The following is a 25066-nucleotide window of genomic DNA, read 5'->3' as shown; positions in this document are numbered from 1 at the left end:
TCACAACTTTTTTGCGTAGGAAATTCGTAGCAATCGATGGCTCACTCAGGCTCCTGCAGCAGTTAACTTATCCAAGTAATCTGCCCAACGCTGCATCATGATTTGGCGCTGCTTCAAATAGGTAGTTCGGTTGTATGCGCGCCCGTTAGCATCACGCACCGCATGAGCCAACTGCGCCTCAATCACCAGAGGGTCGAACTCCAACTGCTCAGCAAGCATGGTGCGTGCCGAAGCTCTGAATCCATGCCAAGTCTGAATATCTGGCGTGTAGCCCATAGATATCAAGGCAGTGCGAACTGAGTTTTCAGATATAGGTTTGCTGCGCTGCCGCTCACCGGGGAACACCAATCCGGTAATCTCCGTGTATGGCTTCAGGGCTTCCAGAATCTGAACAGCCTGTGTAGACAGCGGGACGATATGGGGCTGCCCGTTTTCCTTACCGTCCTTGTTGCGCTTCATCCGGGCTGCCGGAATCGTCCACAGCGCGGCATCCAAATCCATCTCTGCCCAGGCCGCACCACGTAACTCGCCGGGACGCTGAAACAGCATCGGAGCCAGCCGTAAAGCGGCGCGAACGACCGGCCCGCCTTTGTACCCTTTGATGGCCCGCAGCAGCTCACTAAATTGTTGAGGCTCTGTAATGGCAGCAAAGTGCTTACCACGATACGGTGACAATGCCCCTTTGAGGTCTCCCGTTATGTCACGACCCACCCGCCCCGTGGCAACGCCATAGCGCCAGACTTGGCGAGCCAACATCAAGCCTCGGTCAGCTGTCTCAACCGCACCACGCTCCTCAATCTTGCGCAGCACTGCCAAAAGCTCCACAGGCTCGATATCCGCCAATCGCCTATCGCCCAGCCATGGGAACAAATCCCTCTCTAGCTGGCGCTTAGCGCGTACAGCGTGCGTTTCGCTCCATTGAGATTCCTGCTTTTCATACCACTCCAGCGCAACGACCTGAAAACTATCTCCCGCAGGATTGCTGGCCTTCAGCCGTTCAACCTTACGCGCCTGTATCGGATCCACTCCGTCGGCTTTTTGCAACTTTGCAGCATCTCTGGCCCGCCTTGCAGCAGTCAAACTCACCGTCGGGTAGCTCCCCAGCGCCAGCCTCGTTTCCTTGCCGTCTCGGTAAATTTTCTGAAACCAGCGCCTGGATCCTCCAGGACTGACTTCCAGATACAGCCCACTTGAGTCCGTCAAACGTGCCCGCTTTTTATCAGGAGGGCATGTGGCATTGCGACACTGAGCATCTGTAAGCATTAGCGTGTTCCCCGGCTTTCAAAGGTTTTAGGGAAATGTTCCCCGGCCACGACGTTCCGCGTTTATGAACGGTCTATAGAGAGAAAACGGAACACAGTGCCTATCGTGTTCCCCGGCGACCCTCTCTGTTCCCCGGTCAAGATCAAAAACGTCGCTTTGTTCCCCGATATGTTCCCCGGTCACAGCTTGGCTGTCAATGTTCTCCCCTGTATGCCATTGTTCTACAAGATACTGATTTACCAATGAAAAAGGCCACCAAGTGTATGTACTTGGTGGCCTTTGTTTTGGTGGATGGTGGTGGGGTGGAACCCTGCGCCAAACCTCAGTAACTCAGCGCCTTACGACCACCGCGAACTCCTGCGGAAAGGTGCGGAATCCGGCCCCAACTGCCGACAATCCTGCCAGTTCTGCCTGGCCGAGGTCACCCGTCCGGGGCATCACTCATGGCGCCAGTTCGATTCCCATTTGCGGAATTGAACCAGCGTCCGCAGGCCATCGAAGATGCGGATCTGTTCCTGAAGTCTGGAGCCCCAGGTGACGTTGAGTCAGCCTGCCTTCCGAGCATCCCGGTATATCGTCAGTGCGCCTGTTTGGCCTCGCCGTCGGTGTCGTCCAGGATGTTTTTCCATACAGTCAGAAAGTGGGCACACGGCGCTCCGTCCCGGACCACCACATATCCGGACCTCAGCTCCTTGCGCCCCCATGTCGTCTGCCACCGCGCCGAGAACGACCATAACTCACCGCCATCGACGTGGCCGTTGAGGAACTCCTGCCACGCCGCGTTGAGATGGCCAAAAGGCAATTCAGGCACAGCTTTGAGCGGGTCGGTGACGACTTCGCGCCTCTCGACCTCCTGCACCGTCAGGCGTTCCTGAAGATGTTGACGCTCAACGGCGAATTCGCGCTCCTTTTCGATCTCAGTCCCGTCCTTCTTCTGGAGCATCTCTTTAGCCTTCATATAGACAGCCACAGGCCAGACGGCGACAACCAGGATCGCAGTCAGAACCGGCGCGACGACGTTGTTGAGGATGCGGTAGGAAAGTTTCTTGCGATCCGGGTTGACAGCGTCGAGTAGATCACGAAGAAATTCGGACTCTTTCTCCTTTGTCAGGCGGTGTGCGCCATAGACGACGGCGAGGACCGCCACTCCGACACCGAGATACCAGTAGAGATAGATCACGCCGACTCCCCTTCGCCTTTGCCGGTTCGAGGAAACACCGTCATGGCCCCGACCTCATAGCCTTCAGGGGCGCTTTCAAAGTCAGCGACTCCGTTTTGACGCACTCGGGTTGTCACAACCACACCCCGCTCGACATCTAGGAACAGGTCTCTCTCGAAGGTACTGCCGTAGCCCATGTGGACGTATTCGAGTTGCTTGCCCTGGGGGATGCGGATCGTGCCGGAGTACCAGTGGGCGAACGCACGCTCTGGGAACTCTGGGAAGATGGTTGCCAATGATGCCTCGGCGCCGTCTTCGAGCGTTCCGGTCAGACCGACCAGGTACAGGCGGTCGTCAACGATCTCCCAACTGCCGACGTAGCCGCGCCATAGCGCCGTGCAGTTCGACTCGAAGCGCGGGTTGAATCCGCCCATGGCGAAGTAGTCGCTGAGAGGGTTCGTGCACATCGCCACGTCCTCCCCTTGGTAGTGCAGCCTTTCTGCAATTTGAGCCGTCATGTTGTTCTTCCCCTTCTTTCGATTCAGTCGGTGCTCCACAGCCGATCGTCATCCTGGGTCGCGGCCCAGAAGTCATCGAACAGCGCCAGCTTGGCTTCGTCTTTGGTTGCGTAGGTCTTGGTGCTGAACCGGCTGCCGATCCGGTAGCCCCACCGCTTGAACTTGTTCATGTGGACGCCGAGGTTGTGCCCATCGACGTTCAAAAAGCTGTTCCCCTTGGCGGACACCCGCCACTTGCGTTGCAGCCATCGGGTTCGGCGTGCTGCCCGGTTGCGCAACTTGGCCTCACGCCGTTTCGGTCCTTCGTAGTCGCCACTCATCTTCTCGGCGCAGACGCAGCCGACGTCGAAGTTCTCATCCAGATCCGGGTGTTCCATGATGTGGACGTAGCGGATCTTCTCGTTGCCGCACATCTGGCAGGTCGCGTAATCGGTTTCGTCCGCCGACTCGCCGTCGGCCCGCAGGTCGACCACATCCACGCAGTGCCATCCTTTGTGGGGCACGCCCGGCTGGTCCCATCGATTTCCGCTCATGCCAGTTCACTCCATCTCAGAATCCCGGGTACTTCCGCCAGATCCGCTGGTTCAGCTCTTCGTTGTCGCTGTACTCGCCGATTGCCCAATCCTTGAAGGCGTAGAGGTCTTCCGCCAATTCGGTGATGACGTCGCGCAGTTCCAGCGGCTCCAGCCACTCGGCAGGGATTGCCTTCACGCCATGCATCGCGCCCAGCAGGTTGCCGACGATCGCTCCGGTCGAGTCGGAATCGCCATCGTGGTTCACCGCCAAGATCACGCCGTGTTTGAAATTGCGGGCGACCAGCGCGCAATAGATGGAGATCGCCAGGGCCTCCTCGGCGATCCAGCCCTGGCCCAGCCGGGCAATGGCTTCTTCATGGGGCAGACCGGAATCGGCCAACTCCTCGGCCATCTCTATTGCCCGCAGCGTCTCATCATGGCCGGGCTCGGCTGGCAGGAGGCGTTTGGCGGCGGCCAGTGCTTCGCGCAGCGACGCGCCATCGGTCAGCGCCAGGATCAGCACAGCCAGCACACCACCGGTCAGGGCTCCGGTCGGGTGGCCATGGGTCAGCGCAGCCAACTCGGTACCCAGCCGGAAGGCGTCTTGGGGAGATTCGTACTGCCGCAGTCGCCAGGCGAACAGACCGACTGGCGCAACCCGCATGACGCCGCCGCAACCCTTGCTGTCGTTGCGGGCCGGCTCCCCGAGGGAGTTCATCGCCCGCAGGGCCGATAGGCACGTGTTGCCCGGTGCGCGACGGCTGTGCAGCGGACGCTGCTGAAGCAGCCAGCCAGGCTCATCGGTGCCGAAATTGATGTCGCATGTCGGGCGTTCGCCTTGGGTTTGCAGCCAGCGCAAATAGGCGTGAGCCGTGACCCCGGAGTACGTCGTGATGCCCTTGAAGCAGCCGCGCACCCAGCCTCTGATCAACCCCTCGGCGGTAAACAAGGTCATCTGCGTGTCGTCGGTGATCGTCCCCAGGCCACCATAAGCCGGTGCGTACTGGGTGATGCCCTTCGGGCCGAAGCGACGCAGAATCTCGGCCCGCTTCATGAACTCCACCGGTGCACCCAGCGCATCGCCGACTGCGCCGCCGAGTAGGCAGCCCAGAAACCGCCCCTGAACCGTGCGCTTTTGCTGGCGCTTGCTGCGCCAGGCCGGTGCTGCCGCTGTCTCGAACTCTTCCGCCGCGCCTGTATCGGCCACAGGCTCCTCGTTCTCGTTGCCGGACAAGGTGTAGTAGACGCCCAGCTCTGCGACGACGCGGGCGGCGGGCCGGGCGACAAGGTCCAGCTGCTTGCGCCACTCGGGCACATTGGAGCCGTCCCAACTGATGCCCAGGCCTTTCTCCCAGTAGGACAGGTAGGTCTCGCCCCGGTCGGCAGCGTAGTAGTTGCCGTTGCCGGCAGAGCAGTCGAGCGCGTACTCCCAGTTGTTCTCGCGCATGCAGACACCGTGCTCAGGGTGAGGCACTTGCCCCAGCCCGATCAGGTATTCCGCGCTCTTGGCGTCCAACGGGCGAAACACGGCCACCCGCAATCGTCCGTCGTCCCGGGCGGTGATGGCAGCGATCAGAGCATCGCCACGTTGGATGGTGACCAGTTTGCCGCCGAGGTCTACGGGCCCGACCTCGAGCCACCAGTGGTCACCAGCGGCTGAAACGACATCGCGGGCATCGTCGGGCGCCAATAGCTCGGCAAGCCGATCCATTGCGGGTTCGACCTGCTGCCATTCGGCCTCCCCATCCCGGCTACGCTGCTGCAGACCGTGCAGCATCACGGCCAGCGGCAGGTCCCCGTTATCGAGCAGGGCCGACTTCAGATCGGCCGCTGGGACCGGGTACGGGATGTCCGGCAACCCGTACCGCGCCAGCGTCTCTGGCTTGAGGTGAAGCTCCGCGAAATCTTGCATGGCGCCCGTACCGATCCTTTTGCCGCCGCGCCGCATGTAGTTATCACAATGCGACGCACAAACAAATCAAAATAGAGTCATGGACAGATTCTAGGGCAGACCATATACTTTCCGCAATAACCCGCACAAGCATTCGCTAACCCGAACGAGCCAGCCAGGATGTCGAACGAACAGCTTGCAGATCTAACCCAGCCACAACGCGACCGGCTCGCGTTTGTGGAGTTGCGCGTGCGCTTCATTGGGGAGATACGCCGCCAGGACTTGGTCACGCGGTTTGGCATCCAGTCCGCCGCCGCATCCAGGGATCTGGCGCTGTATAAAGAGTTGGCCCCGGGCAACATCGATTACGACTCCAAGGGCAAGTCCTACGTCCTGGGGCCGGACTTCGGGCCCGTCTTCGACTTCCCCCCGGAGCGGGTGCTGTCGTGGCTGACCCAGGGCTTTGGCGACGGCGAGCCGATGCGGCTAAAGGCGTGGGTGGCCAGCGAGAGCCCGTCACGGCTCACGCATCCGGATCTGGATGTGCTGGCAAGCGTGACCCGGGCGATCCACCAGGAGTGTCCGCTCGGCATCGAGTACCACTCGATCTCCAGTGGCCGCACCGAGCGGGAGATCGTCCCGTTCGCGCTGATCGACAACGGTCTGCGCTGGCACGTCCGCGCCTTCGACCGGAAGTCCCAAGAGTTCCGGGATTTCGTCATCACTCGGATCAAGCGCCCGGTGGTGCTCAAGGGGCAGCCCGTGGCGCCCCACGAAACAAGCGATCAGGACATTCAGTGGACCCGGATCGTCGAGCTCGAGTTGGTGCCGCACCCGGATCAACCCCGGCCGGAGATCACCGAGATGGATTACGGCATGCAGGGCGGCGTGCTGCGGATGAATCTGCGCGCCGCCACCGCCGGATACATCCTGCGCAAATGGAGTGTCGACTGCTCCCCTGACCACAGTTTGCGCGGGCACGAGTACCGTTTATGGCTCAAAGACCACTTGGCAATTTATGGAGTCAAGAATGCGACTTTGGCACCTGGCTATAAATCGCAAGAACAAAAAATAGCAGAAGCGGAGGCTGACTGATGGGCTACGCAATCCGTTCGTTTCGGTCAAGGAAAAAACAATGACAACCGTGAACTTGGACTCTTCCGCGCTGACTTCTGCGCTTGAACAGTTACGCCTCAAGCTATTAGATCTCACCGGTCGAAATCGCCTGATTAACTTCAAGCACACTGCTGGCAAGTCACTTCAGTTCATTGAGGGTCATCCCGCAGCAATCTATCAGCGACTGGTCGAAGCAAACAACAAAGCCAGCATCAGCATTCTCGGACTGCCAGAACCATCCAGAGGGGACTGGTTGGAGCGCAACGGTCGCTTACAAAGACCAGAGCCTAGGGAATGGGCCAAGTCCCAAGGCATCTCAACGAGCTACGACATCCCTGGTGTCGGTCAGAGCTCGGATGAATCGAATGTCCGATCACTTATGTACCCGGACGATCTCGCGAAGCACTGCCGCAAGATCGAGCGTGAGGCCACGCTCGCTATTGAGGAAACGGGCGCGAACATGCTGTTCTTGGTGCTTGGATTCTTAGAGTTCCCAGACCAGCGTGACAGCGATAAGACGTTCACTGCGCCCTTGATCAGTGTCCCAGTGTCGCTGCAGAAGAAGGAAATCGCGGGCATCCAGCAGTTCTCGCTCCAGTACACAGGCGACGACATTTCGGAAAACCTGTCTCTACGGGAGAAGCTGCGCAACGACTTCGGTTTGGTTTTGCCCGAGCTTGCCGAGGAGCAGATTGACGTAAACGGGTACTTTGCTGAGGTTCAGGCGATCATCAAAAAGCAGCCTGGATTCGCCCTCAAGCACCGCGTCTCCCTGTGCTTGCTCAGCTTCAGCAACATGCTGCTGGTTCGCGATCTGGACCCCACCAAATGGCCTGAGAACGGCGACGAGAACTCACTGATCGACCACCCCATTGTCAGAGAGGTGTTCGAAGGACGAGCAGATGACGGCGGAGCTGGACTGAGCCTAGCCGAAGAACACCTGGTGGAAGAAGGCCCTGGTGCCAGCATCCCACTGGTCTACGACGCTGACAGCTCTCAGCACAGCGCCCTCATCGATGTCCTGTCGCTCAAGAAGAACCTAGTGATCGAAGGCCCTCCGGGAACAGGCAAGTCCCAGACCATCACGAACCTGATCGCGGCCTGCCTTGCAGAAGGCAAGAAGGTGCTCTTCGTCGCCGAGAAGCTAGCTGCTCTTGAAGTCGTAAAAAACCGCCTGTCACTGGCTGGCCTAGATCCGTTTATTCTCGAGCTGCACAGTAACAAGACCAACAAGAAGCGGGTCTTGGAAGAAATTGCCAAGCGAACCGCCTTCAGGCCCAACCATCCGAATGATCTTCCCCGTCTGCAGCAGCAGTTGGAAGCTCATCGTCACGATCTCAAAGCCTACACAGACCTGATCAACTCCGTCGCTCACAACGAGTTTGGCTTGACGCTGCATCAGATCATGTGGCGAGCTGAGAAACACCGCCAAGGTCTGAGCAACGAAGAGAGCATGCTCAGCCAGATCAACATCAGCGATGCAACTCAAATTTCCGAATTCGAATTCGGTCGTCGCATGGACTGTCTGGGGTATCTCGGCTCCCAGTACAAGTCGGTTGGCGGCTTTGATGCAAGCAGCACCTTCTGGGGTTTCTACCCTGAACGTCTGATTCCCGGCGACGAAGTCAAGCTTGCCCAGCTATTTGAGGCGGCTGATGGGTGGTCTCGAACCTTTGAGGATGACGCGAAGCACTTCTCGCAAGTGCTTGGAGGCCAAGTCTACAACCTTTCCCTGGATTTCAGCGGCGAGCAACTGTCCATACTGAAAAAGCTGCTTGCGACTGCCAATCAGCAGCTACCGCTTCACCTCATCCCAGGCTTCTTTGAGGATGATGAGACAGGAACTAAAGCGGCCCAAGCGATTGACGCATTTGCCAAACAGGTCGAGCAATTCCACAGCCTTGAGGGATCTGTCAATACAGCTCTGAAGCTGGAGTCCAGCGTTACTAATTCGGTCGCAGATGAACTCAAGAGTCTGCAACGAATCGCTAGTAGCTTGGGCGCGGAACTGGGCGCACTCAACGATCTGCGCATCCTGCATCAGCAGCTCGTCGAGGCTACTGGCAAACTCTCAACGGCCAATGCCAACCTGATCGATTTCCTCGGCGGAAAGAACATCCCCTATGACGGATCGAAGCAGAAGCTGGAGCAGTTGCTCAGTTTTACCGATCTCGTGCTGGATGCCCCAGAGGAGCACTTCCATCTCCAGAATCCTGGACTGACTCGCGATGGCGCGGTCCAGGCCCTTGATCAGTTGCTTGCCCTCCAAGGAGAGTGGACCGGTCTTGAAAAAGAACTCGGGGACTCACTCTATGTGGATACCTTGCCGCATGAAGGAGATATCAAGCAAGCCATCCTGACCCTGCGAGAAGGCGATGCGTGGTACCGCATCTTCCAATGTCGGTGGCGCAAGGCGGTAGGGCTGCACAAGGCGCTCCAACGCACCAAGCGCAAAATGCCTGGCCAAAAGCGGCTGGAGCAGCTCGAAAAAATCGTCAAGCTGACGGGACTCAAAGAAAAGTGGAAGTCCTCTCCGACCTGGACGCAGTTCCTCGGTTTCCCCGCGCCAGCTACCCCATTCCCATTGGAGGGATACCTTGCCTTGGCGAAGTGGAATCGGGGCATCAAAGTCGCCTCAGAAGATATCCAAGCCGTTCTGATCGACCCAATCAGCTTCACTGCCGACCAAGCCCGAGCCCTGCGCCGCGAATTCTCGACGGTCAAGCTGGAGATCACGACCGCAATCGCAGCAGTCAAAGACATCAACACAAAGCTTAAACGCCTCTCTGAATTCAGCGGCAGCAATCTCCTCGACAAGGTGTTGGAGAAGACCGGTGAATTCACAGAAGCCCTCGAAGACCGATTCGAATGGCTTGAGTTGGAGGCTCGCAGCCAAGCGACATTCAGCCAAGTAATCGCCGGATGCGATGCAGCCTTGGAGCGTTCGTCGCTGAAGTCACAGATTCAAGCCAATGCACGCGTCAAGTCGCTCCTCGGCGACCTCTATCTGGGCGTAGATACGGACTGTTCGACCGCTATCGAGGCGCTGTCCTTCGGTCAAAGTATCGACGGTCTCAATTTATCTCCGCAGGTCAAGTACAAGCTGCGCACCGGGCATACGATTGACGCCTGCCGCACCCTTGCTGCCGCACTGGAACCCGTCCACACGGGACTGCAGCAGGTTGAGAGCCTGAGCAATGCTCTGTCTCAGTTCGGGAAGTTCGAACTGGAAACCTGGACGGGCGCACCTGCAGACGAGGACTTAGAGCTGTTTGTCAGCGCCCTGCATGGCGCAGTTCAAAAGGCAGTCGAGGATCAGGACCTTCTGATTCCTTGGTCGCTGTATCTGACCCGCCGCAAGGAGGCCAACGAGCTGGCCTTGTCTGAGTTCGTCGAGCTTCTTGAGAGAAAGCGCATCAAACCTGATGAGCTGTCAGACGCCTACGCCTATTGCACCTACAGCACGATCACTCGGGAAGCCTTCCGCAACATCCCCCAGCTTGGGCGCTTTACTGGCCTCAAGCACAACCAGATCCGCGACGAGTTCAAACGACTGGACAAGGAGATCATTGCTCTACGTGGCAAGGCAATCGCCTACGAATGCACTCGCAAGGCCTCTCCGCCTCCCGGCAGGAACGGTGCTCGCGTCGATGATCGGACTGAGATGGTTCTCCTGAACTACCTCATGCCTCAACAACGCCCACGCATGCCTGTTCGGAAAATTCTTACCCGAGCCGGTGGGTCGATTCAGGCGCTCAAGCCTTGCTTCATGATGGGACCTCAAGCCGTGGCGCAGTATCTGGCTCCAGGGGTCATCAAGTTTGACCTCGTCATCATGGACGAAGCATCCCAGCTGAAGCCCGAAGAGGCCATAGGCTCGGTCGCCCGTGGTGGTCAATTGGTGGTGGTTGGTGATCCGAAGCAGCTGCCCCCGACGTCGTTCTTCTCCCGGATGAATCAGGACGGTGACGGTGGTGACGATCACTTCACCACCACGGATGCCGAGAGCATTCTGGATGTCTGCTCATCGCATTTCAGGCCGGCTCGCTCCCTGCGCTGGCATTACCGCTCACAGCATCATTCGTTGATCGCTTTTTCAAACCATAGCTTCTACCGTGGCAATTTGGTGATCTTCCCTTCACCGTATGGTCAGGGCGGCAAGCTCGGTGTGCGTGCCGTCTACCTGGCCGACGCCATCTATGAAAACCAAACTAATCTGCGCGAAGCTAAGCGGATCGTAGATGCGGTCGCTGAGCACATAGCAACACGCCCCAATGATTCACTTGGCATCGTCACGTTGAACATTAAGCAGCGTGACTTGATCGCAGAACTGCTGGAAGAGCGACTGAGATCGGTTCGCGGGGCTGACTCCTACCGAGACCATTGGGCGTCCGAGGGTCAGCCCTTGTTCATCAAGAACCTCGAAAACGTACAAGGTGATGAACGCGACGCCATCATCATCTCAACGACTTTTGGCAAGCCACCAGGGTCCAGTGCTGTTCGTCAGAACTTTGGCCCCATCAGTCGGCAAGGCGGCTGGCGTCGACTGAACGTGCTGTTCACCCGCGCCAAAAAGTCAATCGCCCTGTACACATCTCTTCGTCCCGAAGACATCGTGATGGATGGCACTACTCCGGACGGCACCAAGGCGCTGCGCAATTATCTCGAGTACGCCCGCACAGGCTCGTTGCCGACCATAGAGGAAACAGACCGCGAACCAGACAGTGATTTCGAGATCTCCGTCATGGACATGCTCAAGATGCGTGGCTATGAAGTCACCCCTCAGCTCGGTGTGGCGGGATACCGCATTGACATCGCCGTCAAGCATCCAGACGCGCCAGGATCATATCTGGCAGCAATCGAATGCGACGGAGCAACCTATCACTCGGCTTTGTCAGTTCGCGATCGTGACCGCATCCGTCAAGAGATCCTTGAGGCTCTTGGCTGGCGTGGTCGCATTTGGCGCATCTGGTCAACGGACTGGTTCCGCACTCCACGACAAGAAACCGAGAAACTCATCAACTTCCTTGAGTATTTGCGCGAGAGCTGGAAGCCCGAGCATCCCGCCGGAGACGCTTGGATCGAAGAAGGGCAAGGTTCAGGGCAATCGACTGTTCGCGTCACTCAGCAAATCGAATCGGTTGAGAACACTGTTCAAGCTGAGAGGGAAAGAGCAGCGGTTAGCTCTGTACTGATCGACACAGAAGATGACCTCGAAATTGAGGTGGGTGACGTAGTTCGATACATCGATCTTGCTCGTCCTAACGACGTTATGACCGTCCAGATCACCAGAAGCAAAGACGACTTTGCCAACGGGATTGTTAATGAAAGCCGTCCACTAGCACAGGCAATACTCGGTGCTGTCGTCGGTGACGAGGTGGTGCTTCATCTTGCTGGAAGCGCATCCAAGACGTTCCAAATCATAGAAATTAAGAGAGCTCAGCACTAATGCTTGTTTCTTTAGCTACCCTCGAGTCACACCTCTGGGAATCCGCCAACATCCTGCGCGGCCCGGTGGATGCGGCTGACTTCAAGACCTACATCTTCCCGCTGTTGTTCTTCAAGCGCATCTGCGACGTCTGGGACGAGGAGTACCAGGAGATCGTTGATGAGACCGGTGACGAGCAACTCGCCTGGTTTCCGGAATCGCACCGCTTCCAGATCCCGGAAGACTGCCACTGGAACGACGTTCGCACCAAGGCCAGCAATGTCGGGACGGCCCTTCAGCGCGCGATGCGCGAGATTGAGAAGGCCAACCCCGACACCCTATACGGCGTGTTCGGCGATGCCCAGTGGTCAAACAAGGAGCGGCTGTCCGATGCCTTGCTCAAGGACCTGATCGAGCACTTCTCCAAGCTGCCGTTTGGCAACAAGAACGTCAACTCAGATCTGCTTGGCGACGCCTACGAATACCTGATCAAGAAGTTCGCCGACGCCACCAACAAGAAGGCCGGGGAGTTCTACACCCCGCGCAGCGTCGTGCGGCTAATGATCGACATGCTCGATCCCAAAGAAGCCGAGACCATCTACGACCCGGCCTGTGGTACCGGCGGCATGTTGCTGGCCGCCGTGCAGCACGTGAAGGAACAGCATGGCGACGTGAAGCGGCTGTGGGGCAAGCTGTACGGACAAGAGAAGAACCTCACCACCTCATCCATTGCGCGGATGAACTTGTTCCTCCACGGCATTGAAGACTTCCAGGTGGTGCGCGGCGACACGCTGCGCAACCCGGCCTTCTTCGAGGTCGACCGACTGGCCACCTTCGACTGCGTGATCGCCAACCCCCCTTTCTCGCTGGAAAAGTGGGGCGAGGACCTGTGGCTGAACGATCCCTTCGGCCGCAACTTTGCTGGTCTGCCGCCCTCATCCAGCGGTGACTTTGCCTGGGTGCAGCACATGGTCAAGTCAATGGCTGACGTCAGCGGCCGGATGGCCGTGGTGCTGCCCCAGGGCGCCCTGTTCCGCAAAGGTGTGGAAGGCAGCATCCGCCAGAAACTGCTGGAGATGGATCTGGTCGAGGCCGTAATCGGGTTGGCGCCCAACCTGTTTTACGGCACCGGCCTGGCCGCGTGCATCCTGGTCTTGCGCAAGCGCAAACCGGTCAAGCACAAAAAAAAGGTGCTGATCGCCGATGCGTCACGCCTGTTCCGCCGGGGGCGCGCGCAAAACTATCTGGAACCCGAGCACGCCGCCGAGATCCTCGGCTGGTATCGCGGCTTTGCCGATGTGCAGGACGCGGTCCGCGTGGTCAGCCTCGACGAGATCAAAGTCGAGGACTGGACGCTGAACATCTCGCGCTATGTCCTGCCGCCATTGCAAGAAGACATCCCCCCGCTGCCGGTTGCCATCACGGCATTCAAGGACGCGCTCATCCGCTGCCGTGAAGCCGAAGAGCGGCTCGCGCAGGTCATTACTGAAGGGGGATGGCTGAAATGAGTCACCCAAGTAAACGCATCAGCCAACAAGAACTCGAAAGCTACCTGTGGGGTGCCGCCGTGCTGCTGCGCGGCCTCATCGACGCCGGCGACTACAAGCAGTTCATCTTCCCGCTGCTGTTCTACAAGCGCGTGTCGGATGTGTGGGAGGAGGAATACCAGGCGGCCCTGGCCAACTCGAAGGGCGACCTCTCCTACGCGCAGTTCGCGGAGAACCACCGCTTCCAGATTCCCCAAGGCGCTCACTGGAACGATGTTCGCCAGGCACCCAAGAACGTAGGCGCCGCCATCCAGAAAGCCATGCGTGCTATCGAGACCGCCAACCCGGATCTGCTTGATGGCATCTTCGGCGATGCACCCTGGACCAACCGCGAGCGCCTGCCCGATGAAACGCTGAAAAACCTGATTGAGCACTTCTCGACGCAGACACTCTCGGTGGCCAACGTCCCCGAGGACGAGTTGGGCAACGCCTACGAGTACCTGATCAAGAAGTTCGCGGACGACTCAGGCCACACGGCGGCCGAGTTCTACACCAACCGCACCGTCGTCCACTTGATGACGCAACTTCTTGCACCTCAGGCGGGCGAGTCGATTTACGACCCCACGTGCGGTACCGGCGGCATGTTGATTTCAGCGCTGGACGAAGTGAAGCGCTCGGGCGGAGAGTACCGCACGCTCAAGCTCTACGGGCAGGAGCGCAACCTCATTACCTCATCCATCGCCCGCATGAATCTGTTCCTGCATGGCGTGGAGGACTTCGAGATCATCCGGGGTGACACCCTGGCTGAACCCAAGCACATCGAAGGCGACCGCCTGCGCCAGTTCGATGTGATCCTGGCCAACCCGCCGTACTCCATCAAGCAGTGGAATCGCGAGGCCTGGAGTAGTGACAAGTGGGGACGCAACTCGCTGGGTACGCCACCGCAGGGCCGCGCCGACTACGCCTTCCAACAGCACATCCTGACCAGCCTCACCACCAAGGGGCGTAGTGCCGTGCTCTGGCCCCACGGTGTGCTGTTCCGTAACGAAGAACAGGCCATGCGCGCCAAGATGGTCGAGCAGGACTGGGTCGAGGCCGTCATCGGCTTGGGCCCCAACCTGTTCTACAACTCTCCGATGGAGTCGTGCATCGTCATCTGCAACCGCAAGAAGGTCGCCGCTCGCAAGGGCAAGGTGATCTTCATCGACGCGGTGAGTGAGGTAACCCGCGAACGGGCGCAGAGCTTTCTTAAGCCCGAGCACCAGCAGCGCATCCTGACCGCTTACAAAACGTTTGCCGATGTTCCCGGTTTCGCCAAGGTCGCCACCCTGGCCGAAATCGGCATCAATGCGGGCAACCTCTCGATCCCGCTGTACGTGAAGCGCATTGCCGCCGCCATCGCCACCGACAGCAATGGTGACGCGGTATCGCTGCGCTCAGCCTGGGATCAATGGCAAACCGATGGCCGTGCCTTCTGGCAACAGATGGACGCGCTGGTGGAAACGCTGGATGGAGTGATTACGGAGGACATCGAGCGTGTCTGACAAGAACAATAAAACCCTGAAGCCCGGCTGGCGCCGGGTGAAATTTGGCGATGTGGTACGTCTCTCGAAAGCCCGCAGCCAAGATCCGCTGGCCGATGGCATTGAACGCTACGTCGGTCTGGAACATCTCGAACCCGGTGATTTGCGCATCCGCAGCTGGGGCAATGTCGCTGACGGCGTGACATTCACGAGCGTTTTTCAACCGGGGCAGGTGCTGTTCGGCAAGCGCCGCGCTTACCAGCGCAAGGTGGCTGTGGCGGATTTCTCTGGAGTGTGCTCCGGGGACATCTATGTGTTGGAAACCAAGGACGCACAGGTCTTGCTGCCGGAGCTGTTGCCCTTCATTTGCCAGACTGATGCTTTTTTTGATCACGCCGTGGGTACGTCGGCTGGGTCGCTGAGCCCGCGCACGAACTGGACAAGTTTGGCAAATTTCGATTTTGCACTGCCGCCATTAGGAGATCAGCGCCGGACTATCCACCTTCTCTCTGCTGTCGAAGAGCAGTCTGAAGCAGTTCTGAAAGCACTCGCTGCTGCGACAAAGTTAAGGAAATCGGTAGCACTTGAGACATTTTCAAGAATTAGCTCCCCAAAAGTGAAGATGGGCTCTGTAGCAGAAATTAGAAACGGATCTACACCGCGCCGTGCAAACGATGAATTCTGGAAAGGTGCTATTCCATGGCTTCCAACAGGAAAAGTGAACGAACGGTTGATTCGACACGCAGACGAATTCATCACCGAAAAGGCTTTGTCTGAGTGTCCACTGACATTGATTCCTGCTGGTGCAACCCTCGTTGCAATGATTGGTGAGGGGCAGACTCGGGGGCGTGCAGCAATGCTGGCGATTGACTCGTGCATTAACCAGAACTTTGGCGCCGTCATCCCAGGTGATTCGCTTGATCCTTGGTATCTGTTTTATCTACTGGAATCTAGCTACGAAGCACTTCGTCATTGGTCGCAGGGTACGAACCAGCACGCACTGAGTTGCGGCCTGCTCAAGAGTTTCCCAATCCCTGTGCCGTCTCTGGAAGAGCAGAGAGAGCTAGTGGCCAGATTAAGGGGGATTGAATCAGCCGAGAGCCAACTGGCAGCTAGGCTTGATTTAACGCATGAGATGCGCCGCACCGCACATCTAACCGCATTGTCGATGGAGTAGTTCGATGGCTGCTTTTAACGAATCCAACACCGTCGAAGCCTACGTCCGCGATCTGCTCGCCGGCCCGATCAAGTCTGTCCCGGCTAACACCGCCCAGGAACCCCAAGCCAGCTACGGACCCAGCCCCAAAGGCATCGGCTGGCGCTACGCTGCCCCGGCGGAGGTGCCACGCCAGATTCAGGAGGTGCTGGTCGAGCCCTGGCTGCGCGATGCGCTGACCCGCCTGAACCCGGAGATTGCCGCTCAGCCTGACCGCGCCGATGAAGTGCTCTACAAGCTGCGGGCCATCGTGCTGTCGGTGCGTTCAGACGGTCTGATCCGCGCCAACGAGGAGATGACCGCCTGGATGCGTGGCGAGCGCTCGATGCCCTTCGGCCACAACAATGAGCATGTGCCGGTGCGGTTGATCGACTTCGATGACCTGGGGCAGAACCAGTACATCGTCACCCAGCAGTACACCTACCGAGCTGGCTCCACCGAACGCCGTGCCGATCTGGTGATGTTGGTGAATGGTCTGCCGCTGGTACTGATCGAGGCCAAGACGCCAGTCAAGAAGTGCATCAGTTGGGTTGACGGTGCTGTACAGGTGCACGACGACTACGAGAAGTTCGTACCCGAGCTGTTCGTCTGCAACGTGTTCTCGGTGGCCACTGAGGGCAAGGCCTACCGCTACGGCTCCATCGGTCTGCCAGTAAAAGATTGGGGCCCTTGGCATCTGGATGGTGACGGCGATGATGGCCAGCACCACCCACTGAAGTCGCTCAAGCTGTCAGCGGAGAGCATGTTGCGTCCGCATGTAGTGCTGGACATCCTCGGCAGCTTCACTCTATTCGCCACCAATAAGAAAAAGCAGCGCATCAAGATTATCTGCCGCTACCAGCAGTTTGAAGCGGCCAACAAGATCGTCGAGCGCGTGCTGGCGGGTTACCCCAGGAAAGGGCTGATCTGGCACTTCCAGGGCTCGGGCAAGTCGCTGCTGATGGTCTTCGCCGCGCAGAAGCTGCGCATGCACGCCGGCCTGAAGAATCCCACCGTGCTGATCGTGGTGGACCGGATCGATCTCGACAGCCAGATCACGGGCACCTTCACCGGGGCGGACATCCCCAATCTGGAAAAGGCAGATACCCGCGACAAACTGCAGCAGTTGCTGGCGCAGGATGTGCGCAAGATCATCATCACCACGATCTTCAAGTTCGGCGAGGCCACGGGCAGCCTGAACGACCGCAGCAACATCATCGCGCTGGTGGACGAAGCGCACCGCACGCAGGAAGGCGACCTCGGTCGCAAGATGCGTGAGGCCCTGCCCAATGCGTTTCTGTTCGGCCTGACCGGCACGCCGATCAACCGTGCCGACCGCAACACCTTCTACGCCTTTGGTGCCGACGAGGATGAGAAGGGCTACATGAGCCGGTACGGCTTCGAGGAGTCGATCCGCGACGGTGCCACGCTGAAGCTGCACTTCGAGCCACGACTGATTGACCTGCACATCGACAAGGCGGCGCTGGATGCCGCGTACAAAGACCTGACCGGCGGCCTGTCGGATCTGGACAAGGACAACCTCGCGAAGACCGCCGCCAAGATGGCCGTGCTGGTCAAGACGCCTGAGCGCATCCGCAAGGTGTGCGAGGACATCGTCGAGCACTTCCAGACCAAGGTGGAGCCCAACGGTTTCAAAGGCCAGATCGTCACCTTCGACCGGGAATCCTGCCTGCTGTTCAAAACCGAGTTGGACAAGCTGCTGCCGCCCGAGGCTACAGACATCGTGATGTCGGTGCAGGCGGCGGACAAGAAGGAACATCCAGAGTACGTGCCCTACGACCGAAGCCGCGACGAAGAAGAGCGACTGCTGGATCGGTTCCGCGACCCGGCCGACCCACTGAAGCTGATCATCGTCACGGCCAAGCTGCTGACCGGCTTCGATGCGCCCATCCTGCAGGCGATGTACCTAGACAAGCCGCTGCGCGACCACACGCTGCTGCAGGCCATCTGCCGCGTGAACCGCACCTACTCCGAGCAGAAGACCCACGGCTTGATCGTGGATTACCTCGGCATCTTCGACGACGTGGCAGCGGCGCTGGAATTCGACGACCAGAGCGTCAAGCAGGTGGTCAGCAATATCCAGGAGCTGAAGGACAAGCTGCCTGAGTCGATGCAGAAGTGCCTGGCCTTCTTCTCTGGCTGCGATCGCAGCTTGCAAGGTTATGAGGGCCTGATCGCGGCACAGCAGTGCCTGCCCAACAACGAGGTGCGAGACAACTTTGCCGCCGAGTACAGCGTGCTCAACAAGATCTGGGAGGCGCTTTCACCGGACACTGTTCTGGGCCCCTTCGAGAAGGACTACAAGTGGTTGTCCCAGGTGTACCAGTCGGTGCAGCCGTCCAGTGGTCACGGCAAGCTGATCTGGCATTCGCTGGGCGCAAAGACCATCGAGCTGATCCACCAGAACGTGCATGTCGACGCGGTGCGGGATGACCTCGACACCCTGGTGCTGGACGCTGATCTGCTGGAAGCGGTTCTGTCGAACCCAGACCCTAAGAAGGCCAAGGAGATCGAGATCAAGCTCAAGCGCCGGCTGCGCGGGCATGGCGGCAACCCCAAGTTCAAGAAGCTGTCGGAGCGGCTCGATGCGCTGAAGGACCGCTTCGAATCCGGGCAGATCAACAGCGTCGAGTTTCTGAAGCAGTTGCTGGAGATCGCCAAGGAGACGCTGCAAGCCGAGAAGGAGGTCCCGCCCGAAGAGGACGAGGATCGCGGAAAGGCGGCGCTGACCGAGCTGTTCAACGAGGTGAAGACCGCCGAGACGCCCATCATGGTCGAACGCGTTGTGGCGGACATCGACGAGATCGTGCGCCTCGTCCGCTTCCCGGGCTGGCAAGGTACTCAGGCGGGTGAGCGTGAGGTCAAGAAGGCACTGCGCAAGGCCCTCTTCAAATACAAGCTGCATGCTGATGAAGAGCTGTTCGAGAAGGCCTACAGCTACATCCGGCAGTATTACTAAAGGGGGCGGGGGATGACCACTCAGACGATAGATAGTGCACCGCAGGCGACCTGGTTCGTCGGCGCGAGCTATGGCGGTACAGATGATCAGATGCCGCGATTTCTTGCAGAAGGAATTTGGGAGAACGGATACGACGACAAGCTCCTCGATGTGGTGCGTTCCATGCGCCCGGGAGAGCGGATCGCCATCAAGTCGTCTTACACGCGAAAGCACGGTCTGCCCTTCGATAGCCGAGGCCGCGCGGCTTCGGTTATGGGGATCAAGGCGGTCGGCACGATCACCGAAAACCTGAACGACGGGAAGCGGGTGAAGGTGGACTGGGCCAAGGTCGAGCCGGTGCGGGAGTGGTACTTCTACACTCACCGAGCGACGATCTGGCGTGTGTTACCTGGCGAATGGATGAACGATGCGCTGATCGCATTCGCCTTTGACGGCAAGCCGCAGGATATCGATCGCTTTCGCAACGAGCCGTTTTGGCGGGAGCGTTACGGCACAACTTCACAAGAAAAGCAGCGCTTCGAGTGGACGGACTTCTACGAGGCAGTGGCCGAAAAGCTGCTGGCCCACGCAGACGATCGAACGCCGCTCATCGAGGGCATCCACGAGATCGCGTCCCGGGTGCCGGGGCTGACCTATCTCCAGGATAAGTTTCCCGACGGAACCAGTGGTCCGCTGCGCGACATTTGCCCGTTCACCACGATGGGCACCTTTAACCGGTCCATGACCGATGCCAACCGCAAGACCATCGCGGGTGAACTTGCCAAGCTGCTGGGTGTCACGGTGCCGGTCCCGCCTTCATTCGAGGGCATCCCCGTCCTCAACAACCAACGTTCCTGGTTTTTCGCCTATGCTGACAAGCGTGGTGCGGGCGACATCGACGCCCTATGGAAGGTATTCGTTGCCGCGAGCAAGATGGTCGATGGCGACCAGTTGGACACTCGCGATGCCTTCATCCGGGCTTATGATGAGGCAACCCAAGTGTGGGGTGTCGCATGGAACCTTTCGACAGGTCTCTACTGGGCGCATCCGTGGGAATTCCTGACCTTGGATAGCCAGTCGCGCCACTACATCAACAAGCGGCTCGGCCTGAATGTCGCCATCAGTGGTCAGCAAGGCCCATGTGATGGTCGGGCCTATTTGAAGCTGCTGGACGATTTGCGTTCGCGCTTCGGCGAAGACGGCTATCCCGTCCACAGTTTCCCAGACTTGTCTCTTGCGTCCTGGATGTACAAAGACCCGGTTGACGAGCCTGTGCCGGCTGGCGATATCGGTACCAATGCCGGAGCAGAACAGGAAACTGAAGGCGAAGTTCGCGAAGCCTTTCAGGTGGCAGCGCCAATCGCTCCCTACTCGGTGGAGGACATCCTCAAGGACGGCTGTTTCCTGGAGCGGGCCGAGATTGACCGCTTGCTCGATCGTCTGCGCACAAAAAAGAACCTCATCCTTCAGGGGCCTCCGGGCACGGGCAAGACCTGGTTAGCCAAACGGCTCGCGTTCGCGCTCATGGGCCAGAAGGACGACAGCAAGGTCCGCGCCGTGCAGTTCCACCCCAACCTGTCCTACGAGGACTTTGTTCGAGGGTGGCGCCCCACTGGCGAAGGCAAGTTGTCGCTGGCGGACGGTGTCTTCATGGAAGCCATCAAGGCTGCATCGAAGGACCCTTCGTCGAAGTTTGTCGTGGTAATCGAGGAGATCAACCGTGGAAACCCGGCGCAGATCTTCGGCGAGTTGCTGACGCTGCTTGAGGCGGGCAAACGGACGCCCAACGAAGCGCTGGAACTCTGTTATCCGGATGCGGACGGCAAACGACGTCCCGTCCATATTCCCGAGAATCTCTATGTGGTCGGCACCATGAATATCGCCGACCGATCGCTTGCACTGGTCGATCTGGCATTGCGTCGCCGCTTTGCTTTCGTTGGACTGGAGCCGAGACTCGGCCAGGTTTGGCGGGATTGGGTGGTCAAGGATTGCGCTGTCGATCCGGGCTTGGTCGCGGATATCGAGCGCCGTATCGCCGAGCTGAACGATCAGATCGCGACGGATGCGCGCCTTGGCAAGCAATTCCGGATTGGTCACAGCTATGTGACACCCGCACATCGACTGGAGGCGGGAGACACGAAGAAGTGGTTCCAGCAGGTCGTGGATACGGAGATCGGCCCGTTGCTGGATGAATACTGGTTCGACGCGCCCGACGAAGCACAAAAGGCGATTGCACGGCTGACGCAGGGCTGGTGATGACCGCCGTCGCAGAACAGGTGGAAAGTGCATCCATGAGCGCTGAGGGGTTCATCGGACGCATTCCGGTGCGCAACCTCTGGCTGCTGATGCTCTACGCCTCTGACCTGTTCCGCACTCGCGGCATCGGCAAGATCGGCTTGGAAGACCGCCCGGACGATCTACCGGATCTAGTCGCGGAGATCCTTGCCCACGCGGTTGAGGTGCGACAGCGTCGCCGCTTGAGTCTTGGATATCGATCTCGTGATGCAGTCATCAATCGCGTGCGTGGCCGGATCGACGTCTTGACCACCGAACGCCATCAGTTGATGGATAGAGGCCTGGTGGCGTGCCGGTTCGACGAACTCACCATCGACACACCACGCAATCGTTTCGTCCGAGCAGCCTTGGAGTCGATCTCCAGGATCGTTCAGAGGAAGGACGTTGCCCATCGGTGCCGCGCACTTGCGGGTGGCATGAAGGCAATGGGTGTATCAGGGGACGCACCGACCCGCGCCCAAATGAGCACTGATCGTTTCGGCCGTAACGATGCGGACGACCGGTTCATGGTGGCAGCCGCAAAGCTGGCGTTCGACCTAGTGCTACCTACGGAGGCGTCGGGTGCGAATGTACTCTCTCTGCCGGACAGAGAAGCGACGTGGGTACGCCGTTTGTTCGAGCGGGCGGTGGGCGGCTTCTACGAAGTCGTATTGAGTCCGCAGGGCTGGCGGGTGCTGTGCGGCGGGACGATGGGCTGGCAGATCGAGCAGAAGACGGCGGGGATCGACAAGATATTGCCGACCATGCGAACTGATGTCGTGCTCGACCACCCGTCAAACGGGCAGCGGATCGTCATCGATACCAAGTTCACCTCGATTGTGACGAGCGGTTGGTACCGTGAGGAAACCCTGCGCAGCGGATACGTGTACCAGATCTACGCCTATCTGCGCTCCCAGGTTGGGTGCGGCGATGCGCTTGCAGATCACGCGAGTGGATTGTTGTTGCATCCCGCGATCGGCCAGATGGTCGACGAGACAGTGCTGATCCAGGGGCATCGCATTCGTTTTGCCACCGTGGATCTGACTGCGTCGACGGCGGATATTCGATCGCAACTGCTGCGATTCTTTGACCCGATCCAGTCAGTGACAGGCCAGTGAAGAGCATGGATCGAATCTACATCGACACCTGGGCAAACATCAGCGCTGACGGTTGGAGCTCCCTCCTTCTGGGCAACGGCGCCAGCATCGCCATCCACAAGGAGTTCGCATACCCAACACTCCATGGCATTGCTGATGCAAAAGGACTGCTCGCCACTACTGCCCCAATATTCGCCAAGCTCGGGACAACCGACTTCGAGCATGTTCTGCTCGCGTGCTGGTATGCCGAGCATGTCAACGGGGCATTGGGGACGCCGTCGGCCGCCATCTCCGCAGCCTATGAGGAGGTTCGCACAGCGCTGATCGAGGCCGTGCACAGCGTGCATCCGGTGCATGCCGATGTTGCCACCGACCTACAGCGGGTCGGTGCGTTTGCAAGCGCGTTTCCCACGGTCGTCAGCCTGAACTACGACCTCACCTTGTACTGGGCCATGCTGCTGTTCAACGCGGCGCACGGAAGTTGGTTCAAAGACGCATTCCACGACGGGGAATTTCAGACGGATTGGGATTATCTGCGGCGACCCTATGGGCACGCTGCAGGAGCAACATTAGTTTTCTACCCTCACGGCAGTCTTGCGGTTGCTCGTGACTACCTTGGTGACGAGACAAAGCTTTCTGTAGGCGCGGGAGGCGCAGGTGACTTGCTTGGCACCATAACCCGGAGGTGGGCGTCCGGGCACTATGTGCCCGTGTTTGTTAGCGAGGGAACCAGTCATCAGAAGGTCGCTGCGATTCGCCGAAGTCACTACCTGACGAACGTATATGAAGAGGTGCTGCCCGCCCTTGGAGAGAGCCTGGTCGTCTATGGCTGGAGCTTTGACGAGCGAGACCAGCATGTGCTTGATGCCATCGCGGCGAATCCGCCAAAGCGAATGGCCGTCTCGGTTTTCACTGGTCAGCCAGATGGAGATCAGCAAGCGTTCTGCCACCAGGTCCTCAAGGCCGTTGGCCGGTCTTTGCCAAAAACCGCTGTAACGTTCTTCGATTCGCAGAGTCCAGGGTGCTGGAACAATCCATGATGCGGTGCTGAACCCTACTGCTCGCTGGCAACCTTCATCTCCCTGACCCACGTTTGCAACACCCTTAGCTGCTCGGCGTTCTCGTGGCAGGTCTGGTAGTTGGCGGCAACGGTTCCGGCGACGGCAGAGAGCGCAATGCCTGCGGCGGTCGCATCAACATCTCGGGCGGGTTCGGGCAATTCACCTGCGGCGGCAGCGTCGTGCAGGCGCACAAAGCCACGGTTGATAGTGCAAGCAGCATCAGCTTGAACGGGCACATAGACGGGAACCTCCTTGATGATGGTGTCGCCCTTCTCACGGACGATGCGGACGCGATCGACGTACTGGGTGACGACCTTGACGGTGGCTTGCGCCTGCCGCTCGCGGATGGCTGCGGTCTGTAGGGCTTGTTGCTGGACGGCGGCATTCCATTGCGCTTGAACGTGGTTTGCGCCCTTGATCCAGCCGAAGCCGACCAGGGCGACGCCGAGCACCGCGAGGGCCAGCAGCCGGTACGGCCATGGAATCACACTCACGATGCCTCCCCGATGCACTGCCGGTACTCGGCCTCGCGCCGTGTGGCCAACCCGCCGCACAGGCGCGCATTGGCGGGAAGCGCGCAGTCCTTACCCTGGAAGAAGCGCCAGCGCAGCAACTCGGCGCAGGCCCCGGTGTAGTCCTCTGCGTTGAGTTTCTTGACCAGCGTGGACTGACAGAACGCGCGGCTCCCGACGTTGTAAGAAAAGCTCACCAGCGCGTCGTACTCGTGCTGGGCCAGGGGCACGGTCACGCATTGCTTGAGCGCTCCCTCGAATTGCTGTACGTCGGTAAGTGCCCGAGCCAGCGCCTTCGGCGGCGTGGTGGTGTCGCCGATCTTCACGCCGGAGGTGGTGCCGAACCCGATGGTCGGCACATCGCCCTTGACCGGGATCACTGCGCGGTCGGTGTACCCCTCGTGCAGCACGATGCCGACTAGGGCTGCGGCGGACAGCGTCAGGCCGGCCACCGTTCTGCGCATCACCGGCGATGGTGGGCGGGTCATCGGTGCATCTCCGGCTGCGCCACGATGCGAGCAACGGTTGCGCAGATGCTGGCGGCAAAGGCCAGCAGCACAAACGCGCCGCGCGGCAGTACATTCCCGAACAGCGGCACCACCACTTCAGCCGCCGTGAAGGCAGCAGCCAGCAGCGAGAAGCGGATGCTCCAGGCACGTCGCAACACGCGCCGCCAGTCGTCCAGAAGGCAGATCTTCGGCTTGGCGGTCATTGGATGCCTCCCATCAGTTTGAGTTTGATGGCGGCACCGACCAGCAGCGCGGCCAGGATGCCGGTGGTGACCACTTTGATGAAGGTTTGCCACGCGGTGCGCCGGGCATCGCGCCACGCATCCAGCAGATCACGCAGCTCGCGGATGTCGCGCGCCGCGTGGCCGTTTTCCAGGCCGAGATGGGCGAGGCAACGCTCGGCTCCGCGTTCGGCGGCACGGTCGAGCAGTTCGTCGAAGTCCTCCTTGCGCAGCAGGAGCATGTTCTCGACGAGCGCTGGTTTGCTGTCAGGTTCAGTCATGGGTGGTCTCCAGAAATGCGAAACCCGCCTCGTGGGCGGGTTTCAGGGGGTGGCGAA

At 59.3% G+C, this 25066-nt stretch carries 18 protein-coding genes; 9 read left to right on the top strand and 9 right to left on the bottom strand.

The features are described 5' to 3' along the window. Positions 1-45: 45 nt before the first annotated feature. From QMY55_RS07930 to QMY55_RS07910, 5 genes are all read right to left on the bottom strand, one after another. Positions 46-1263, bottom strand: coding sequence for a tyrosine-type recombinase/integrase (locus tag QMY55_RS07930; protein WP_279885908.1), 1218 nt, complete (start codon positions 1261-1263; stop codon positions 46-48). Between the two features lie 577 nt (positions 1264-1840). Continuing rightward, positions 1841-2443 carry a hypothetical protein gene (locus QMY55_RS07925; protein WP_283488083.1) on the bottom strand — a complete coding sequence of 201 codons (603 nt, stop codon included), beginning with the start codon at positions 2441-2443 and terminating at the stop codon, positions 1841-1843. Further along, on the bottom strand, positions 2440-2940 hold the full coding sequence (locus tag QMY55_RS07920; protein ID WP_283488082.1) for a hypothetical protein: 501 nt from the start codon (positions 2938-2940) through the stop codon (positions 2440-2442). The genes QMY55_RS07925 and QMY55_RS07920 overlap by 4 nt, the downstream gene beginning before the upstream one ends. Before the next feature lie 23 nt (positions 2941-2963). Continuing rightward, complete coding sequence (locus QMY55_RS07915) at positions 2964-3473, bottom strand: hypothetical protein (protein WP_283488081.1); 510 nt, start codon at positions 3471-3473, stop codon at positions 2964-2966. 16 nt (positions 3474-3489) lie between these two features. Beyond that, on the bottom strand, positions 3490-5367 hold the full coding sequence (locus tag QMY55_RS07910; RefSeq protein ID WP_283488080.1) for an ADP-ribosylglycohydrolase family protein: 1878 nt from the start codon (positions 5365-5367) through the stop codon (positions 3490-3492). A 159-nt stretch (positions 5368-5526) separates the two neighbouring features. Between QMY55_RS07910 and QMY55_RS07905 the strand changes: the two genes are divergently transcribed. Genes QMY55_RS07905 through QMY55_RS07865 form a run of 9 tightly spaced genes read left to right on the top strand, consistent with a single transcriptional unit; the run spans position 5527 to position 23465 of the window. Continuing rightward, on the top strand, positions 5527-6441 hold the full coding sequence (locus tag QMY55_RS07905) for a helix-turn-helix transcriptional regulator (protein ID WP_283488079.1): 915 nt from the start codon (positions 5527-5529) through the stop codon (positions 6439-6441). Positions 6442-6481: 40 nt separating this feature from the next. Then, positions 6482-11911, top strand: a complete 5430-nt coding sequence (locus tag QMY55_RS07900; RefSeq protein ID WP_283488078.1) for a DUF4011 domain-containing protein — start codon at positions 6482-6484, stop codon at positions 11909-11911. Continuing rightward, entirely contained in the window at positions 11911-13398 is a 1488-nt protein-coding gene (locus tag QMY55_RS07895) for a type I restriction-modification system subunit M (protein ID WP_283488077.1), read from the top strand. Before QMY55_RS07900 ends, QMY55_RS07895 begins: the two co-directional genes overlap by 1 nt. Then, a complete protein-coding gene (locus QMY55_RS07890) occupies positions 13395-14921 on the top strand; it encodes a type I restriction-modification system subunit M (protein ID WP_150427983.1) in 1527 nt (508 codons plus the stop codon). The genes QMY55_RS07895 and QMY55_RS07890 overlap by 4 nt, the downstream gene beginning before the upstream one ends. Beyond that, a complete protein-coding gene (locus QMY55_RS07885) occupies positions 14914-16077 on the top strand; it encodes a restriction endonuclease subunit S (protein ID WP_283488076.1) in 1164 nt (387 codons plus the stop codon). The genes QMY55_RS07890 and QMY55_RS07885 overlap by 8 nt, the downstream gene beginning before the upstream one ends. 4 nt (positions 16078-16081) lie before the next feature. Next, positions 16082-19075, top strand: a complete 2994-nt coding sequence (locus QMY55_RS07880) for a type I restriction endonuclease subunit R (RefSeq protein WP_283488075.1) — start codon at positions 16082-16084, stop codon at positions 19073-19075. A gap of 12 nt (positions 19076-19087) precedes the next feature. After that, the gene (locus QMY55_RS07875) at positions 19088-21310 is read left to right on the top strand and encodes an McrB family protein (RefSeq protein ID WP_283488074.1); all 2223 of its coding nucleotides are present in this window, start codon (positions 19088-19090) and stop codon (positions 21308-21310) included. Beyond that, positions 21310-22446, top strand: coding sequence for a 5-methylcytosine-specific restriction endonuclease system specificity protein McrC (gene mcrC, locus QMY55_RS07870; protein ID WP_283488073.1), 1137 nt, complete (start codon positions 21310-21312; stop codon positions 22444-22446). Before QMY55_RS07875 ends, mcrC begins: the two co-directional genes overlap by 1 nt. Before the next feature lie 5 nt (positions 22447-22451). Continuing rightward, positions 22452-23465 carry a DUF4917 family protein gene (locus tag QMY55_RS07865; protein ID WP_283488072.1) on the top strand — a complete coding sequence of 338 codons (1014 nt, stop codon included), beginning with the start codon at positions 22452-22454 and terminating at the stop codon, positions 23463-23465. 14 nt (positions 23466-23479) lie between these two features. Here QMY55_RS07865 and QMY55_RS07860 read toward each other — a convergent pair whose 3' ends face one another. Genes QMY55_RS07860 through QMY55_RS07845 form a run of 4 tightly spaced genes read right to left on the bottom strand, consistent with a single transcriptional unit; the run spans position 23480 to position 25009 of the window. Next, complete coding sequence (locus tag QMY55_RS07860; protein ID WP_283488071.1) at positions 23480-23980, bottom strand: hypothetical protein; 501 nt, start codon at positions 23978-23980, stop codon at positions 23480-23482. After that, the gene (locus QMY55_RS07855) at positions 23977-24486 is read right to left on the bottom strand and encodes a lysozyme (protein WP_283488070.1); all 510 of its coding nucleotides are present in this window, start codon (positions 24484-24486) and stop codon (positions 23977-23979) included. The genes QMY55_RS07860 and QMY55_RS07855 overlap by 4 nt, the downstream gene beginning before the upstream one ends. Then, positions 24483-24710 carry a DUF7940 domain-containing protein gene (locus tag QMY55_RS07850; protein ID WP_088860321.1) on the bottom strand — a complete coding sequence of 76 codons (228 nt, stop codon included), beginning with the start codon at positions 24708-24710 and terminating at the stop codon, positions 24483-24485. Before QMY55_RS07850 ends, QMY55_RS07855 begins: the two co-directional genes overlap by 4 nt. Beyond that, the gene (locus QMY55_RS07845) at positions 24707-25009 is read right to left on the bottom strand and encodes a DUF6127 family protein (RefSeq protein WP_088860322.1); all 303 of its coding nucleotides are present in this window, start codon (positions 25007-25009) and stop codon (positions 24707-24709) included. Before QMY55_RS07845 ends, QMY55_RS07850 begins: the two co-directional genes overlap by 4 nt. Between the last annotated feature and the right edge of the window lie 57 nt (positions 25010-25066).

It is taken from the genome of Comamonas resistens (assembly GCF_030064165.1).
Taxonomy (GTDB): Bacteria; Pseudomonadota; Gammaproteobacteria; order Burkholderiales; family Burkholderiaceae_C; genus Comamonas; species Comamonas resistens.
This window is presented reverse-complemented; position numbering and strand designations above follow the sequence as displayed.